The sequence below is a fragment of the Paragemmobacter ruber genome (assembly GCF_009908315.1).
Taxonomy (GTDB): domain Bacteria; phylum Pseudomonadota; class Alphaproteobacteria; order Rhodobacterales; family Rhodobacteraceae; genus Paragemmobacter; species Paragemmobacter ruber.
On sequence record NZ_JAAATW010000003.1, the window covers coordinates 416,042 to 431,550 of the forward strand.

Annotated in this window: 16 protein-coding genes and 1 tRNA gene; 9 read left to right on the forward strand and 8 right to left on the reverse strand. The window is 66.5% G+C overall.

What is annotated here, in order from left to right:
* Nucleotides 1–581 precede the first annotated feature (581 nt).
* The 3 genes from GU920_RS14230 to fabG all read right to left on the reverse strand — a co-directional run bounded on the left by GU920_RS14230 (nt 582) and on the right by fabG (nt 2,800).
* Nucleotides 582–1,520, reverse strand: a complete 939-nt coding sequence (locus tag GU920_RS14230; protein ID WP_161767743.1) for an arginase family protein — start codon at nt 1,518–1,520, stop codon at nt 582–584.
* 131 nt (nt 1,521–1,651) lie between these two features.
* Nucleotides 1,652–1,885, reverse strand: coding sequence for an acyl carrier protein (locus GU920_RS14235; RefSeq protein ID WP_023666215.1), 234 nt, complete (start codon nt 1,883–1,885; stop codon nt 1,652–1,654).
* A gap of 177 nt (nt 1,886–2,062) precedes the next feature.
* The gene (gene fabG, locus GU920_RS14240) at nt 2,063–2,800 is read right to left on the reverse strand and encodes a 3-oxoacyl-[acyl-carrier-protein] reductase (RefSeq protein WP_161767744.1); all 738 of its coding nucleotides are present in this window, start codon (nt 2,798–2,800) and stop codon (nt 2,063–2,065) included.
* Between the two features lie 132 nt (nt 2,801–2,932).
* On the opposite strand from fabG, the gene GU920_RS14245 reads away from it, so the two are divergent.
* Nucleotides 2,933–3,631 (forward strand): DUF2726 domain-containing protein, encoded by a 699-nt coding sequence (locus GU920_RS14245; protein WP_161767745.1) that lies wholly within the window; start codon nt 2,933–2,935, stop codon nt 3,629–3,631.
* On the opposite strand, the gene GU920_RS14250 is transcribed toward GU920_RS14245, so the two are convergent.
* Both GU920_RS14250 and fabD read right to left on the reverse strand, forming a co-directional pair.
* Nucleotides 3,628–4,104 carry an ASCH domain-containing protein gene (locus GU920_RS14250; RefSeq protein ID WP_161767746.1) on the reverse strand — a complete coding sequence of 159 codons (477 nt, stop codon included), beginning with the start codon at nt 4,102–4,104 and terminating at the stop codon, nt 3,628–3,630. The genes GU920_RS14245 and GU920_RS14250 overlap by 4 nt on opposite strands.
* Before the next feature lie 72 nt (nt 4,105–4,176).
* Nucleotides 4,177–5,112, reverse strand: a complete 936-nt coding sequence (gene fabD / locus GU920_RS14255) for an ACP S-malonyltransferase (protein WP_161767747.1) — start codon at nt 5,110–5,112, stop codon at nt 4,177–4,179.
* A 273-nt stretch (nt 5,113–5,385) separates the two neighbouring features.
* Here fabD and GU920_RS14260 point away from each other — a divergent pair, with 273 nt between their 5' ends.
* The 6 genes from GU920_RS14260 to GU920_RS14285 all read left to right on the forward strand — a co-directional run bounded on the left by GU920_RS14260 (nt 5,386) and on the right by GU920_RS14285 (nt 10,033).
* The gene (locus GU920_RS14260) at nt 5,386–6,840 is read left to right on the forward strand and encodes a methyl-accepting chemotaxis protein (protein ID WP_161767748.1); all 1,455 of its coding nucleotides are present in this window, start codon (nt 5,386–5,388) and stop codon (nt 6,838–6,840) included.
* Between the two features lie 61 nt (nt 6,841–6,901).
* The gene (locus GU920_RS14265) at nt 6,902–7,333 is read left to right on the forward strand and encodes a PACE efflux transporter (RefSeq protein WP_161767749.1); all 432 of its coding nucleotides are present in this window, start codon (nt 6,902–6,904) and stop codon (nt 7,331–7,333) included.
* Nucleotides 7,334–7,610: 277 nt separating this feature from the next.
* Nucleotides 7,611–8,084, forward strand: a complete 474-nt coding sequence (rpsF, locus tag GU920_RS14270; protein ID WP_161767750.1) for a 30S ribosomal protein S6 — start codon at nt 7,611–7,613, stop codon at nt 8,082–8,084.
* A gap of 26 nt (nt 8,085–8,110) precedes the next feature.
* Nucleotides 8,111–8,338, forward strand: a complete 228-nt coding sequence (rpsR, locus tag GU920_RS14275) for a 30S ribosomal protein S18 (RefSeq protein ID WP_023666208.1) — start codon at nt 8,111–8,113, stop codon at nt 8,336–8,338.
* Between the two features lie 12 nt (nt 8,339–8,350).
* Nucleotides 8,351–8,923, forward strand: a complete 573-nt coding sequence (gene rplI, locus GU920_RS14280) for a 50S ribosomal protein L9 (protein WP_161767751.1) — start codon at nt 8,351–8,353, stop codon at nt 8,921–8,923.
* A 171-nt stretch (nt 8,924–9,094) separates the two neighbouring features.
* Nucleotides 9,095–10,033: a DMT family transporter gene (locus tag GU920_RS14285; RefSeq protein WP_161767752.1), complete on the forward strand. Its 939-nt coding sequence runs from the start codon at nt 9,095–9,097 to the stop codon at nt 10,031–10,033.
* Nucleotides 10,034–10,086: 53 nt separating this feature from the next.
* Here the strand turns inward: GU920_RS14285 and tig are convergent, their stop codons facing one another.
* From tig to GU920_RS14300, 3 genes are all read right to left on the reverse strand, one after another.
* Nucleotides 10,087–11,421, reverse strand: a complete 1,335-nt coding sequence (gene tig, locus GU920_RS14290; RefSeq protein WP_161767753.1) for a trigger factor — start codon at nt 11,419–11,421, stop codon at nt 10,087–10,089.
* 25 nt (nt 11,422–11,446) lie between these two features.
* Nucleotides 11,447–11,531 (reverse strand) — tRNA-Leu (locus GU920_RS14295).
* A 181-nt stretch (nt 11,532–11,712) separates the two neighbouring features.
* Nucleotides 11,713–13,362: an NAD(P)H-hydrate dehydratase gene (locus GU920_RS14300; RefSeq protein WP_161767754.1), complete on the reverse strand. Its 1,650-nt coding sequence runs from the start codon at nt 13,360–13,362 to the stop codon at nt 11,713–11,715.
* A gap of 174 nt (nt 13,363–13,536) precedes the next feature.
* Between GU920_RS14300 and GU920_RS14305 the strand changes: the two genes are divergently transcribed.
* A complete protein-coding gene (locus GU920_RS14305; protein WP_161767755.1) occupies nt 13,537–13,875 on the forward strand; it encodes a P-II family nitrogen regulator in 339 nt (112 codons plus the stop codon).
* A 62-nt stretch (nt 13,876–13,937) separates the two neighbouring features.
* Nucleotides 13,938–15,347 carry a type I glutamate--ammonia ligase gene (glnA, locus tag GU920_RS14310; protein WP_161767756.1) on the forward strand — a complete coding sequence of 470 codons (1,410 nt, stop codon included), beginning with the start codon at nt 13,938–13,940 and terminating at the stop codon, nt 15,345–15,347.
* Nucleotides 15,348–15,509: the final 162 nt, after the last annotated feature.

The window sequence follows — 15,509 nt, forward strand, 5'->3', positions numbered from 1 at the left end:
TGACAGCCCCGAAGATCTGCCCGCACCGCCTGCGCATCAGACACCCGCAGCGCGCGCAACCGGCCACTCTGGCGCCCGCCCTCCTCGTTGTTGATCAAGACGCGCCGCCACGGTCCCGGCATCCCGCCCCAACCCAAGACCCTGCCCCCCCGCGCCCCATCCGCCTCGCCGGGCAAACACACCCCGGTCACAGCCCACCAGCCCGCCCCCTCCAGCAGGGCGCGCCTGACCCAGCGACGCACTCAACCGCCGCGACGCTCGCGACTAGCGTTAACCTTAACGCCCCAAGAACACGGCGCGCGTTTGCCTTCCCGCCTGCATGCCGCCCTGCAGGCCAGCCGCGCCCCATCCGCCAGGCCGGGCAAACAGCCTCCGGTCACAGCCCGTCAACGCGCCCCCTCCAGCAGGGCGCGCCTGCCCCCGCGACGCACTCAACCGTCGCGACTCTCCCGACCAGCGTTAACCTTAACGCCCGGAAAACACGGCGCGCGTCTGCATGCCCGTCTGCACGCCTTCCTGCACGCGTTCCTGCATGCCCGCAGCGCCCCGTTTTCCGGCATTAATCCAGCGTCCGCAGCGCCTTAGCCCTGCCGCGCAATCACCCCCATCGCCCCCGCCAGAAGCTGCGCCGCCACCATCGCCCCCAGCCCGTCAATGTCGCGCTCGGGCATGAACTCCACCATGTCAAAGGCCACGATCCGCCCCTTTTCGGCCACAGCCCCGATCAATTCCATCACCTGCCAGTAGCTCAATCCCCCCGCCGTCCGCCCGATGACGGCGGGCATCACGCCGGGATCCAGCGCATCGACATCCAGACAGATCACCACCTCCGCCCCCTCCGGGATCAGGTCCACCGCCCGCCAGACGCCCGCCCGCGCCACCTCGCCCGCCGGTACGAACTCCACCCCCGAGGCCAGCGCATCGGCCACGTCGCCCATCCGCGCCGATCCGATACCGCGTTGGCCCACCTGAACAATCCGCTCCACATGGGCCATCTCGCTCGCCCGCCGCATGGTCGAGGACAGCCCCCACCGCTCCCCCTGCACCTCGTCGCGCCAGTCGATATGCGCGTCGATCTGCAGGATCGTCACCCGCCGCCCCGCCTCACCCAGCGCCTGCAACATCGGAATGGGGATCGAGTCATCCCCCCCGATCAGCACCGGCACCGCCCCCGCCGCCAGCACCTGCCCCACCGCCGAACGCAGCCGCGCGCGGTTGCCCTCCGGATCGGCCTCCGACACGGGCACATCGCCCGCATCCACCGCCGCTGTACCCTCCGGCAGGATCGGGCCGCCCAGATCGAAATTCATATGCGCAAGGTTCGCCGCATAGGCCGCCCCCGCCGCCCGGATCGCCGCAGGCCCCCCGCCGCAGTAAAATCCCACCGAAGGATAAGGCGTGCACCCCGCCGCCCCCATCAAGACGATCCCCGCGCCGGGCCGCGCCAGATCGGGGCAGCCGGGCAAGCCCATGAACGTATTCACCTCTTCCGCCCCAAACATCGCACCGAGACTGGCCATCATCTGCTCCCTGCTGATGCTTCCATCCTCGGCGCGGCAGCGCCGATTCTGCGCGCCCCTTTGCGACGTGCCAAAAGCAAACGGGCGCCCGCAAGGGGCGCCCGTTCCGCTTCTGCCGTGACCCGATGGGATCAGGCGGCTTCCGAGATGAACTTCACCGCATCGCCGAAGGTCTGGATGGTCTCGGCGGCGTCATCGGGGATCTCGATCCCAAACTCTTCCTCGAAGGCCATGACCAGTTCGACCGTGTCGAGCGAATCCGCGCCCAGATCGTCGATGAACGAGGCGTTCTCGGTCACCTTGTCCTCTTCGACGCCCAGATGCTCGACGACGATCTTCTTCACGCGTGCAGCGATGTCGCTCATGTCATTCCTCTTTCCGTTGCGGGATCGCATCCCGTCCCTTGTCCCTGCCCCGAAAGGCACCTGACCCGCATTTCCACACGGGAAGGCCGGGTTTCATCCCGGCCCAGTCGCCGCGCCTATAGCAAGGGCGTTCCGCCAAGGCAAACGCTTTCCAAGACCACAGGCGCGTGGCGATCCTCAGACCATGTCCATCCCGCCGTTCACATGCAAGGTGGCACCCGTCACATAAGCCGCTTCCGGCGACGAAAGATACAGAACCGCCGCAGCAATCTCGGCCGGGTCGCCCATCCGCCCGGCGGGCACCGCCGTCAGGATGCGCGCCTTCTGCTCGTCGTTCAGCTTGTCAGTCATGGCCGTGGCGATGAAGCCCGGCGCCACGACGTTGACCGTGATCCCCCGGCTTGCCACCTCGGCGGCCAGCGATTTCGACAGGCCCAGAAGCCCCGCCTTGGCGGCGGAATAGTTCACCTGCCCGCCATTGCCGGTGGTGCCGACGACCGACCCGATATTCACGATCCGCCCCCAGCGCGCCTTCATCATGCCGCGCACCGCGGCCCGGCACAGCCGGAAGGTCGCGGTCAGGTTCACGTCGATCACGCTCGCCCAATCCTCGTCGCTCATCCGCATCACAAGGCCGTCGCGCGTGATGCCTGCATTGTTCACAAGGATATCGACCGATCCCATCGCCTCGGCCGCGCGCTTGACCAATCCTTCAACCTCTTCCGCCACCGACAGGTTGCAGGGCAGCACATGCGCGCGCCCGCCCAGTTCTGCCGCCAGCGCCTCCAGCGGTTCCACCCGCGTGCCCGACAACCCGACCGTCGCCCCGGCCTTGTGCAGCGCGCGCGCCACATCGGCCCCGATCCCGCCCGACGCCCCGGTGATCAGCGCCGCCTTTCCCGTCAGATCGAACATCCGTCCGCTCCCTCAACTCCAGAAACTCAGGGTTTCCCTAGCAGCATCAATAACCGCGTGCCAGCCATTGCGCGACCCCGCCCCTTTCCTGCACAGTGATAGCGGGGGCTTATGGCCGATAGGCACAAAGCCATGATGAACGACATCTCCTTCAGTGACGCGCTGGCGCTTCTCGCCATTACGGCGGTCATCGCCCATGCGCTCTACCTGCACCTGCGCCCGCGCCGCCGCCGCCGCCGGTCGCATCAGGGTCGCGAACAGTTCAGCCATTGGGAAGGCAAGGCCACGCCACGCCTGCGCGCCGTGCCGGATTCCGCCCCTTTGCCTCCACCCCCGGCCCCCGACCTGCGCGATCCGGCGCAGCAGCTTCACGCCATCGCCCGGGTGACGTTCGAACCCACGCCCCTTCTCAACCGGCAGGAGGCCCGGCTCCTGCCCCTGCTCGAATCTATCACCCGCGATCTGCGCACGGGCCACCGCGTGATGGCACAGACCAGCCTGGGAGAGCTGATCCGCCCCAAACCCGACAGCGCGACCGAAGCCGACCGCAGCGCCGCCTTCGCCTCGATCAACGCAAAACGGCTGGACTTCGCGATCATCGACCGTGGCGGTCGCCTTGCCGTTGCGGTGGAGTATCAGGGCGAGGGCCACCACCAAGGCAACGCCTTCCTGCGCGATGCCATCAAGCGCGAAGTGCTCCGCCGTGCGGGCATCCCCCTGATCGAGGTAGAGCCGGATTTCGACGCCGCTCATCTGCGCCGCCGCCTCACCGGCCATCTCGCACCGCCGCAGGGGGCCAGCGTCACGCCGCTTGACAGCCGCCGCAGCTAGCCCCGCGCCGCCAGCGCCGCCCGCGCCTCCGCCTCTTCCGCCGCCACATGCGCCGGCGCCGCGGCGGCAAGCGCGCTGTCGATCACGGCCACAAGCCGGAACTCCTCCCACCACAGCCACATCTCCGGGTCAAAGGCCCCGGTAGGGGTGAAGTACTCCTCATGCGCCTGCCGCCAGAAGGCAAGCGATCCATCCCCCTCACCCTCCAGCGCGGCGAAATCCGCGTCGATGTCGCAAAACCGCCGCCGCCCCACGGCCACGGTCTCCATCACCGCTACGACACGCCCCCGCGCCATCACCGCCCATCGCTTGCCGGGCGCGGTCGGGTTCTCTTCCCGCCCGTCCCAGACCGTGGCCCGCTTGCGCCCGACAATCACCAGCGCCGCCAGGCGCTCCTCGATGTCGGGGGACGAGCCAAAGGAACAGTGCGGCAGCAGGCCAAAACCCGGCACCTCTACCTCGTCCTCAGCCATGCCATTCCTCGCTTGCAGAACCATCCGCGTGGGATGGCAGGGCCGCACGGCCCCACCGTCACGCGCCTGACGTCAACCCTTCGCCGCGACCACATCATCGGGCGTGCCGATGGCGCGCGTCACCACATCGCCCGTCACGATCCGCTTGACCATCCCCGACAGCGCCTTTCCGGCCCCGATCTCCCAGAACTCGGTCACGCCCGCGCCTTCCATCCACATCACCGACTCGCGCCAGCGCACCGCGCCCGTCACCTGCGCCACCAGAAGATCGCGGATGCGATCCGGCTCTGTCACGGCTTCCGCACGCACGTTCACCACCACCGGCACCACCGGCTTTTCGATCACCACGGCGGCCAGCGCCTCGGCCATCACATGGGCGGCGGGCTGCATCAGCGCGCAATGGAAGGGCGCGCTCACCGGCAGGATCAGCGCCCGCTTCGCGCCGCGCGCCTTCGCGATCTCCACCGCCCGCTCCACCGCGGCCTTGTGGCCCGACACCACAACCTGCGCGGGATCGTTGTCATTGGCCGCTTGGCACACCTCGCCCTGCGCGGCCTCGGCGGCCACCGCCATCGCTGCCTCGTAGTCAAGGCCCAACAGCGCCGCCATCGCCCCAAGGCCAACCGGCGTGGCCTCCTGCATCGCCCGGCCCCGGATGCGCAACAACCGCGCCGTATCGGCAAGCCCAAGCGCCCCCGCCGCACAGAGCGCTGAATACTCGCCCAGCGAATGGCCCGCGACAAAGGCCGCATCCTTGGCCACGGTGATCCCTTCCGCCTCCAGCGCGCGCAAGGCCGCGATTGATGTGGCCATCAGCGCGGGCTGGGCATTCTGCGTCAGCGTCAGTTCCGCGATGTCGCCCTCCCAGATCAGCGCCGAAAGCTTTTCCCCCAGCGCGGCATCCACCTCGTCAAACACCGCCCGCGCTGCCGGATAGGCCTCGGCCAGCGCGCGCCCCATGCCGATGGTCTGCGCCCCCTGCCCCGGGAATACGAATGCACGGCTCATCGCCTGCCCCTCCATGATCACCCCGGCCCGTCCGCGCGGGCCCTGCTCCCGCCTTACCCAAAGCGCCCCCGCCGCGCAATCGTCCCCGCCCCGCCCCAAGCCCCGCCCCATCCCCGTGTGGCACGCGCAGGTGGCACGGCAAATGCAACGCCTGCAACCAACGGTAAACCGATGGCCTGTACGGTCGTTAGACTATCGAGTCTCGCAGGGCGGCCCCTCCGCCCGCGCAGGCCCACAAGACGGCCCCCCGCGACTGCCCAGAAGAAGGTGCCCATGAAAGACCTGATCGCCGCCGAACTGCCCCCCTTGGACACCCCCCCCGGCCCGTGCGCAGCCCCGGACGACGCCCCGCTCGAGGTGGCCGTGATCCGCGAGATCGCCGCCGAGGTGGGCACGCTTTCGGTCTCGCTCGCCGACGTGTCCGGCGCGGTCGAGGATGTGGATCGCCTGATGCACAGCCAGGTGGAAACCCTCACCAATCTGCGCAGCCTGTCCGAGGCGCTTGCCCAGGGCAATGACGCCATCCGCGGCGCCGCCGGCAGCGCGCGCTCCGCCACGGTCGAGGCGCGCCAGACCGTGGCCTCAGGCCAGACCCGGATCGACGCCGCGCTCGCCGATGTCACCGCGCTGGCCAATCAGGTGGCCGCGCTCAGCGACCGGATCGAGGCGCTGACCGGCGCGCTGACAAAGGTCGCCCGGGCCGCGGGCGATATTGATGCCATCGCCCGCACCACCAACCTCCTTGCCCTCAACGCTTCGATCGAGGCCGCGCGTGCCGGGGCGGCGGGGCGCGGCTTCATGGTCGTCGCGCAAGAGGTGAAACAACTCTCCAGCCGCACGCAGGACGCCACCCGCCAGATCGAGAACAACCTCGCCGATCTCACGCGCGAGATCACGGCCTTCGCCGAAACCGGCCGCGCCGCCGCCGACAGCGCCGCCAAGGTGCGGCGCGAGGCAGGCCACGTCGCCCGCGTGATGACGGAAATTGACAGCGCCGTTCTCACCATCGCCAACCGCCAGGACCTGATCACCGAAACCACCGAAACCGCCACCGACCTCGTAACCGCGACCGAGCAGGGCTTCCACGGCATCGGCGCTGGCGTGACACAGGCCGCAGGCCGCCTCTCCGCCGCCAAGGCCAGCCTCTCGGGCCTTGTCGATGCCAGCGAACGGCTCGTCTCCTCCACCGCGCGGCTGGGGGTGGAAACGGTGGATACCCCCTATATCAACGCCGTGCAGGCCGCCGCCGCGGAAATCTCCGCCCTCTTCTCGGCCGAGGTGCAGGCTGGTCGCATATCGTTGCGCGACCTCTTCGATCATGACTACCGCCCGATCCCCGGCAGCGATCCGGCACAGGTCATGGCCGCCTTCACCACACTCACCGATCGCCTGCTCCCCCCCGTGCAAGAGCCGCTCCTTGCCCTGTCGCCCGCCGTCGTCTTTTGCGCGGCGGTCGATGTGAATGGCTATCTGCCCACCCATAACCGCAAGTTCTCGGCCCCCCAGCGCCCCGGCGATCCCACCTGGAACGCCGCCAACTGCCGCAACCGACGCATCTTCGCCGATCGCGTGGGGCTGGCGGCAGGCCGCAACACCAATCCCTTCCTGCTGCAATCCTACCGCCGCGACATGGGCGGCGGGGTCTTCGCGCTGATGAAGGATGTTTCGGCCCCGATCTTCGTGCAGGGCCGCCACTGGGGTGGCCTGCGTCTGGCCTATCGGGTCTGACGCGGGCTCCTGCCCGCGCGGCCCCTTGCCGCCCCGCCACAGGCGTGCCAGATGCCGCAGCATGGCCCTGCATGACCGCCCCCGCCTCCGCCGCCTGATCTATGCCACCACGTTCGAGGCGGGCGGGATCCTGCTGTCCACCCTCCTGCTCCTCGCCATGGCCGAGACGACGGCCGGCAAAAGCCTCGTCTTCTCGGTCATGGCTTCCACCATCGCCATGCTGTGGAACCTTGCCTTCAACGCCGGATTCGAGGCGTGGGAGACGCGCCAGCCCGTCCGTGGCCGCAGCCTCGCCCGCCGCAGCGCCCATGCCCTTCTGTTCGAGGCGGGGCTCGTCCTGTTCCTCCTGCCGCTGACCATGTGGTGGTTCGTCGTGCCGCTGATCGAAGCGCTGGCCTACGAGGCCGCGCTGATCCTGGCCTTCCTCGTCTATACATGGATCTTCACCTGGGCCTTCGACCGGCTCTTCGGCCTGCCTGCCTCGGCCCGCTGAAGCGTTTTCTGACGCAGAAAACGCGCCGAAATCCGACACAGATTTCGCCACCCGCCGGTCGCCCTCGGCCGTCTGCGCCAGAATGGGGGGCGACGTTTGCGTCAAACGTCGCCCCCGCGTCCCGCCTTTCCGCGCGCGCTTGCACTCTGCCCGCCTTTCTGTATAAGGCCGCATCCTTTCCGCACTCACGTGAACCGGTGCAGCCTCTCGTGGACGGGCCGCGGAAAGGCCAAACGCCCGCCCTATGAAATGCACCCTGACCAGAACTGGAGTGAACATGGCTCTTTACGAGCATGTCTTCATCGCGCGCCAGGACCTTTCCAACGCGCAGGCCGAAGGGCTGATCGAACATTTCTCCACGGTTCTCGCGGACAACGGCGGCAAGGTCGTCGAGTCGGAGTACTGGGGCGTCAAGACGATGGCCTACAAGATCAACAAGAACCGCAAGGGCCACTACGCCTTCCTGAAATCGGATGCCCCCTCGGCCGCCGTGCAGGAAATGGAACGCCTGATGCGCCTGCATGACGATGTGATGCGCGTCCTGACCATCAAGGTCGATGCCCATGGCGAAGGCCCGTCGGTGCAGATGCAAAAGCGCGATGACCGCGAGCGGGGCGAACGCTCCGAAGGCGGCTTCGGCGGCGGCGAACGCCGCGAGCGCAGCTTTGGCGACCGTCCCGACCGTGGCGGTGACCGCGGTGCAGATCGTGGTGGCGACCGTGGTGGCGACCGCGGCGGCTTCCGTCGTTGATCCGGCCAGGGAAAGGAACCTAAACCATGGCAAACAAACCGTTTTTCCGTCGCCGCAAGGTCTGCCCCTTCTCGGGCGACAATGCCCCCGCGATCGACTACAAGGATGTCCGTCTCCTGCAGCGCTACATCTCCGAGCGCGGCAAGATCGTGCCGTCCCGCATCACCGCCGTCTCGGCCAAGAAGCAGCGTGAACTGGCACAGGCGATCAAACGCGCCCGTTTCCTCGCGCTCCTTCCCTACGCCGTGAAGTAAGGAGCGACGAACATGCAAGTTATCCTCCTTCAGCGCGTGGCCAAGCTGGGCCAGATGGGCGAAGTCGTGAACGTCAAGGACGGCTACGCCCGCAACTACCTCCTGCCGCAGGGCAAAGCGCTCCGCGCCAACGAGGCGAACATCAAATCCTTCGAAACCCGGAAGGCGCAGCTCGAAGCGCAAAACCTGGAAACGAAGAAAGAGGCCGAAGCCGTGGGCGCCAAGCTCGACGGTCAGACCTTCGTGGTGATTCGCTCCGCCTCGGACGCCGGCGCCCTCTACGGCTCGGTCACCACGCGTGACGCGGCCGAAGCCGCCACCGCCGCCGGTTTCACCGTGAACCGCGCGCAGGTCGTGCTGGACCGCCCGATCAAGGATCTGGGCCTGCACTCCGTCTCGGTCGTGCTGCACCCCGAAGTGGCCGTACGCATTACCCTGAACGTGGCGCGTTCGCCGGAAGAAGCCGAACTGCAGGCCTCGGGCAAGTCGATCCAGGAACTGGCGGCCGAAGCCGAAGCCGCAGCTGATTTCGAAATCGCCGAGCTTTTCGACGATATCGGCGGCGCGGCCTCCGAAGACGCGTAAGCGCCTTTCCACATCACAGCAAAGCAAACCGCGCAGGGCAACCTGCGCGGTTTTCTCCTTCTGCCCCCCCCCCCCGGCACGCGCGACACAGGCAGACGCGACAGCGGCATGTCGCCCGCGTCCAACCCCGCCCCGCCCGCGCCCCCTAGCTTAGGGCGTGGAGAGCGCAGCATGACCACCACCCCCCATCCCCTGCCGGGCCAGACCGCGAAAGGCATCGCCTTCCTTGTCGCGGGCGTGGCGGTGTTCTCCGTGCAGGACCTGATCCTGAAACTCCTCTCGGGCGCCTATCCCCTGCATCAGGCGATGCTGCTGCGCTCGCTCACGGCGATCCCGTTCCTCCTCTTCCTCGTGCATTGGGAGGGGGGGCTGCGCAGCCTCGTCACCCCCGGCACCCGCGCCATGATCCTGCGCGGGCTGGTGATGTTCGCGGCCTATACCTGCTATTACCTAGCCCTCGCCGCCCTGCCTATGGCCACGACCGTGGCGCTTTACTTCTCCGCGCCCCTCTTCATCACCATCCTGTCGGTGGTCTTCCTGTCCGAAACGGTCGGTCCACGGCGGTGGATCGCGCTGATGGCGGGCTTTGCGGGCCTGCTCATCATGGTGCGCCCCGGCGGCGCGCTGTTTGACTGGGCGGCCCTCCTTCCCGTCCTCTCGGGCCTCACCTATGCCATCTCCATGATCGCCGCGCGCCGCCTCGGCACGTCCGAAACGGCCTCCGCCTTGGCCTTCTGGGGCAATGCCGTCTTTCTGATGGGTGCGATCCTGCTGTCGCTGATCTTCGGCTCCGGCGCGTGGGAGGGCGACGCCCACCCCTCGCTCGCCTTCCTCCTGCGCGGCTGGGTGATGCCGACCGCGCTCGACCTTGCCCTCATGATGGCCTGCGGCATCATCGCCGCAGCAGGCCTCACCCTGCTGACACAGGCCTATCGCGTGGCCGAGGCCTCGGTCGTCACACCTTTCGAATATACCGGGCTGATCTGGTCGGTCCTTTTCGGCTGGCTCTTCTGGCGCGACTGGCCCGACGGCACCGACTGGGCCGGAATCGCCATCATCACGGGCGCGGGGCTCTACATCCTGTGGCGCGAAGCCCGCCGCAGCGCATGAAAAAAGGGCCGGGGAAACCCCGGCCCTCTCTCCCTGCCCAAAGGGCGCAGCCCTTACATCTCGTCCAGAGCCTCGATGGCCTTCTGCAGCTCGTCCTTGCCGACTTCCTTCTCGGTCACCTTGGCACCCGCCACGATGTGATCGACAACCTTGTCCTCAAAGATCGGCGCGCGCAGCTGCTGCTGCACCTGCTGGTTCTTCTGCACGAACTCGAAATAGGCGCGCTCCTGCCCCGGATAGTTGCGGGCCTGCGCCAGCACGGCCTGCGTCATCTCGGCATCCGTCACCGTCACCTCGGCCTTGCGGCCCACCTCAGCCAGCAGCAGGCCCAGCCGCACCCGACGCTCGGCCAGCGTCTTGTGCTCTTCCGTCGGCTCGATATTGCCGTGGTTATGGCCGTGCTCCTGCGGGTTTTCCTCGTGCCACAGCTGATGGGCGATCTGCGCGGCTTCCGCCTCCACCAGACGCGCGGGCAGGTCAAACTTCACCTGCGCATCCAGCTGGTCGAGCAGCGCCCGCTTCAGCACCGCGCGCGAGGCGCCCTTGTACTCCGCCTCCAGCCGCTCGGCGATCTGGCCCTTCAACGCGGCCAGATCCTCGGCCCCGTATTTCTTGGCCAGCTCGTCGTCGATCTCGGCGGGCTTGGGCTCCTTCACCGCCTTGATGGTGCAGGCAAAGACCGCCGCTTTCCCGGCCAGATGCTTGGCGCCATATTCCTCGGGGAAGGTCACGTTCACCGCAACCTCGTCGCCCACCTTGGCGCCGATCAGCTGATCCTCGAACCCGGGGATGAACGACTTCGACCCCAGCACCAGCGCATAATCGTCAGCCGAGCCACCCTCGAACAGCTCACCATCGACCGAACCCTTGAAGTCGATCACGACCTGATCGCCATCCTTGGCCTTGGCGCCCTTCTTGCGGTCCTCGAAATTCTGCGCGGTCGCGGCGAGGTTTTTCAGCGCCTCTTCCACATCCGCATCCGCCGCCTTCACGACCAGCTTCTCCAGCGTGATCTTGCCCGCATCCACATCCGGGATCGGCGGCAGCGCCTCGTAGGACATCTCGACCACGACATCCTTGCCTTCCGACCAGGACTCGCCATCGACCATCTTCACTTCCGGCTGCAGCGCCGGGCGGTCACCGGTCTTGTCGAAGTGGTCCTTCATCGCGCCGTCGATCGCGTCCTGCATCGCATCGCCCAGCAGGCGCTGACCGAACTGCTTCTTCAGGATCGCCAGCGGCACCTTGCCCTTGCGGAAACCCTTCATCTCGATCTCGGGCTGCGCCTCGACCAGCTTTTCCTGAACCTTCGCCTCCAGCTCGGCCGCCGTCACCGTGATGGTGTAGGCGCGCTTCAGACCTTCGTTCAGGGTCTCGGTGACCTGCATGTTTCCGTCCTTCTCATCTCATCCCTGGTGCGGGCGAAGGGACTTGAACCCCCACGCCGTAAGGCGCCGGAACCTAAATCCGGTGCGTCTGCCAATTCCGCCACGCCCGCAAATTGCTCAAAGCCCGCCAGTCCGTCCCCTCAGGTCCGGCCCAGACGCGCCCTGAAAATTCCGCGCCCTTCTAGCAAAGCACCAAGGGGGATGCGAGAGGAAAATGCCAAGCACCACGCCCGCCTCCGCGACCCAAATTCCTTCGAAGGAATTTGCAATTTTCTTCGAAGAAAATTGGCCTCACACTCCCAACCGCCGGAACACCGCAGGCAGCATCTCGGGCAAATCCTCCGCGATCAGCCCCGGCCCGAACTCCCGCGCGCATTCCACATGCAGCCAGGCCCCCGTGCAGGCCGCATCGAAGGGCGAAAACCCCCGCGCCATCAGACCCGCGATGAAGCCCGCCAGCACATCCCCCGACCCCGCCGTGGCAAGCCACGGCGCCGCCCGCTCATAATGCGCCGAATTCACCGCGCAGCGCCCATCGGGTGCCGCAATCACCGTATCCGCCCCTTTGAACAGCACCACGCACCCCGCCCGCGCCGCCGCCTCCCGCGTCGCATCCACCTTGGAATAAGCAGGCCCCTTGGTGGCAGGCACCGCCAGCTTCTCCGCAATATCCGGAAACAGCCGCGCAAACTCCCCGCCATGCGGCGTCAGCACACAGCGCCCATGCAGCGCCCCGAACAACCCCGCCTCCCGCGACAGGATCGTCAGCGCATCCGCGTCCAGAACAAGAGACGCGGCTCGCTCCGCCCCCCTTGCGCCCAAAGCCGCCGCCACCAGCCCCGCCTCCCGCGCCCCGGTCCCCAGCCCCGGCCCCAGACAGACCACCCCGATCCGCCCATCCTCCAGCACGGCATCCAGCGCCGCCCCATCCTCCACAACCCGCAGCATCACCGCATCCAGCCGCGCCGCGTTCTCGACCAAGGCCTCTGCTGGACACCCCACCGTCACCAGCCCCGCGCCTACCCGCAACGCCCCCCGCGCCGCCAGCCGCGCCGCGCCGCCGCGACCGGACGGACCGGAGAGGATGAAAGCATGGCCGTGGGTGTATTTGTGACCGCCCTCGGCACGTCGGAGCCGCTGCATGGCCTCAAAGTCAGCTTCGGGCGACCGCGTAAGGTATGTCCCGTTCCGCAACGGGTGTGACGTCACGCAATCTTCGAACTTCGAACCAGCCAAACCAATATCCACTACTTTCAGCTTTGTGCAAAAGCGGGGACCGTCCTCTAGAAAGTGACCCACCTTTGGTCGATGGAAGGTCACCGTCAGATAGGCGGCATAGGGTTCATCGGGCCCTTCGCCATTGGCATCCCGCAACTCACGTCCAGAGTCGGCACACATCCCCGATGGTTGATCAATGGCAACGATCTTTGCAGGATCCTGCTTCCCAACCCACCAAAGACTGTCGTTGAAGAGACGGTGCAACACATAGTTGTGGGGTTCAAGAAGCGGTGCCGGGCGCGCAAGTCCGATGCCGAACAGGGCGTCGACCACCAAATCGGCTTGCCAAAAGCGGTCAAAATCGTCGCGACTGAAATCCTTGGCGGAAATGTCCCGCACCTCCCCCATCCCCACCCACCGCTCATAATTCACCCGCGCGTCCGGCGGCATCCTCTCCGGGTCACCGTAGAGGAACACCTCCACCTCCCACCCCCACTCCTTCAGCAGCCGCGCCACCACGAACCCGTCGCCGCCATTGTTGCCGGGTCCGCACAGCACCACCGCCCGGAACGACCCCGCTCGCAACTCCGGCCATTCCGCAAAGATCGCCTCCACGACCCCCCGCCCGGCGCGCTCCATCAGCTCCAGCCCGGTCACCTGACCGCTGGCAATCGCCGCCGCCTCGATGGCGCGCATTTGGGCAGAGGTCAGCAATTCCGTCATTTTCCCGCCCATTTCATTCGCAAACCGCACACCGGAAAGGCTTATTGCACAATTTTTAATCACGCCGCCCGGAAACCCATGGCGAAGCGCCCGATCCGGCCCGCCCGCAATTGTGGCCCCCATGCGAACATGGTCAGACGTCCTTGGCAAGCCAAACGGGGGGAGAGTCGGCCCATGAAGAAGATCGAGGCGATCATCAAGCCGTTCAAGCTGGACGAGGTGAAGGAAGCCCTGCAAGAGGCCGGCATCCAGGGCCTTTCGGTGACAGAAGTCAAAGGCTTCGGCCGCCAGAAAGGCCATACCGAGCTTTACCGTGGCGCCGAATATGTCGTGGACTTCCTGCCCAAGGTGAAGATCGAGGTCGTGCTGACCGATGACATGGTCGATGCGGCGATCAACGCCATCGTCTCGGCCGCCCGCACCGACAAGATCGGCGACGGCAAGATCTTCGTCACCCCCATCGAACAGGCCATCCGCATCCGCACCGGCGAAACCGGCGACGACGCGGTCTGACGAATACCGACCGCCCGCTTGGCGGCCCGGCACCTGCAACACCCAAACCGAAAGGCATGATGATGAGCGCAGTAAAGAATGCTCTGAAGCTGATGAAGGACGAGGAGGTCGAATATGTCGACATCCGCTTCACCGACCCGAAGGGCAAGCTTCAGCACGTCACCCTGGTGGCAGACCTCGTGGATGAAGACTTCTTCGAAGAAGGTTTCATGTTCGATGGCTCCTCCATCGCCGGCTGGAAGTCGATTGACCAGTCCGACATGAAGCTCATCCCCGATGCCTCTTCGGTCTATATCGACCCGTTCTATGCCGAAAAGACGATGTGCGTGCATTGCAACGTCGTCGAACCCGACACGGGCGAGGCCTATTCCCGCGACCCGCGCGGCACCGCCGCCAAGGCCGAGGCCTATCTGAAATCCTCCGGCATCGGTGACGCGGCCTATTTCGGGCCCGAGGCCGAATTCTTCATCTTCGACGACGTCCGCTACTCGGTGGCACCCAACAAGGTGTCCTACCAGATCGACGCCGAAGCCGCGGCCTGGAACACCGACACTGTGATGGAAGGCGGCAACCTCGCCCACCGCGCCAATTACAAGGGCGGCTACTTCCCGGTGAACCCGATCGACGAAGCGCAGGATCTGCGCGGCGAGATGCTCTCCACCATGAAGCGGATGGGCATCAAGGTTGACAAGCACCACCACGAAGTGGCGACCTGCCAGCACGAACTGGGCATGATCTTCGGCGGGCTGACCCAGCAGGCCGACAACATCCAGAAATACAAATACGTCATCCACAACGTCGCGGCCGCCTATGGCAAGACCGTGACCTTCATGCCCAAACCCATGAAGGGCGACAACGGCTCGGGGATGCACGTGAACATGTCGATCTGGAAGGACGGCAAGCCGCTCTTCGCAGGCGACAAGTATGCCGACCTGTCGCAGGAAGCGCTCTACTTCATCGGCGGCATCCTGAAGCATGCCAAGGCGCTGAACGCGATCACCAACCCCTCCACCAACAGCTACAAGCGCCTGATCCCCGGCTTCGAGGCCCCGGTCCTGCGCGCCTATTCCGCACGCAACCGCTCGGGCTGCGTCCGGATCCCGTGGACCGAAAGCCCGAAGGCCAAGCGGGTTGAAGCACGCTTCCCCGATCCGTCGGCCAACCCCTATCTGGCCTTCTCGGCGCTGCTGATGGCGGGCCTTGACGGTATCAAGAACAAGATCGACCCCGGCCCCGCCTCGGACAAGGATCTCTACGATCTGCCGCCCGAAGAACTGGCCGCCATCCCCACCGTCTGCGGCTCGCTCCGCGAGGCGCTGGAAGAGCTGGAAAAGGATCACGAATTCCTGCTCGCGGGCGACGTCTTCACCAAGGATCAGCTTGAAGGCTACATCGCGCTGAAGTGGGAAGAGGTCTATGCCTTCGAACACACGCCGCACCCGGTGGAATACATGATGTACTATTCCTGCTGATCCTTCGGATCGGTGCGAAAAAAGGAAAGGCCGCCCCAATCGGGCGGCCTTTTCCCATTCCTGCCACAGGTTTCGGGCCAGCATCGGGCAAACCCGGAATCACCGCCCGGCGGGCTCATCAACATTTGCAGGCAATACGCCAAGACGCGCCACAGAAAGCGC

Excerpts from the sequence above, each read along its gene's own strand:
- GU920_RS14300 (WP_161767754.1), bottom strand. The coding sequence starts at position 13,362 with ATGACGGAATTGCTGACCTCTGCCCAAATGCGCGCCATCGAGGCGGCG.
- GU920_RS14230 (WP_161767743.1), bottom strand. The coding sequence starts at position 1,520 with ATGGCCAGTCTCGGTGCGATGTTTGGGGCGGAAGAGGTGAATACGTTC.
- tig (WP_161767753.1), bottom strand. The coding sequence starts at position 11,421 with ATGCAGGTCACCGAGACCCTGAACGAAGGTCTGAAGCGCGCCTACACC.
- GU920_RS14245 (WP_161767745.1), top strand. The coding sequence starts at position 2,933 with ATGATGAACGACATCTCCTTCAGTGACGCGCTGGCGCTTCTCGCCATT.
- GU920_RS14235 (WP_023666215.1), bottom strand. The coding sequence starts at position 1,885 with ATGAGCGACATCGCTGCACGCGTGAAGAAGATCGTCGTCGAGCATCTG.
- fabD (WP_161767747.1), bottom strand. The coding sequence starts at position 5,112 with ATGAGCCGTGCATTCGTATTCCCGGGGCAGGGGGCGCAGACCATCGGC.
- GU920_RS14265 (WP_161767749.1), top strand. The coding sequence starts at position 6,902 with ATGGCCCTGCATGACCGCCCCCGCCTCCGCCGCCTGATCTATGCCACC.
- GU920_RS14285 (WP_161767752.1), top strand. The coding sequence starts at position 9,095 with ATGACCACCACCCCCCATCCCCTGCCGGGCCAGACCGCGAAAGGCATC.
- glnA (WP_161767756.1), top strand. The coding sequence starts at position 13,938 with ATGAGCGCAGTAAAGAATGCTCTGAAGCTGATGAAGGACGAGGAGGTC.
- rpsR (WP_023666208.1), top strand. The coding sequence starts at position 8,111 with ATGGCAAACAAACCGTTTTTCCGTCGCCGCAAGGTCTGCCCCTTCTCG.
- rplI (WP_161767751.1), top strand. The coding sequence starts at position 8,351 with ATGCAAGTTATCCTCCTTCAGCGCGTGGCCAAGCTGGGCCAGATGGGC.
- GU920_RS14260 (WP_161767748.1), top strand. The coding sequence starts at position 5,386 with ATGAAAGACCTGATCGCCGCCGAACTGCCCCCCTTGGACACCCCCCCC.
- fabG (WP_161767744.1), bottom strand. The coding sequence starts at position 2,800 with ATGTTCGATCTGACGGGAAAGGCGGCGCTGATCACCGGGGCGTCGGGC.
- GU920_RS14305 (WP_161767755.1), top strand. The coding sequence starts at position 13,537 with ATGAAGAAGATCGAGGCGATCATCAAGCCGTTCAAGCTGGACGAGGTG.
- GU920_RS14250 (WP_161767746.1), bottom strand. The coding sequence starts at position 4,104 with ATGGCTGAGGACGAGGTAGAGGTGCCGGGTTTTGGCCTGCTGCCGCAC.
- rpsF (WP_161767750.1), top strand. The coding sequence starts at position 7,611 with ATGGCTCTTTACGAGCATGTCTTCATCGCGCGCCAGGACCTTTCCAAC.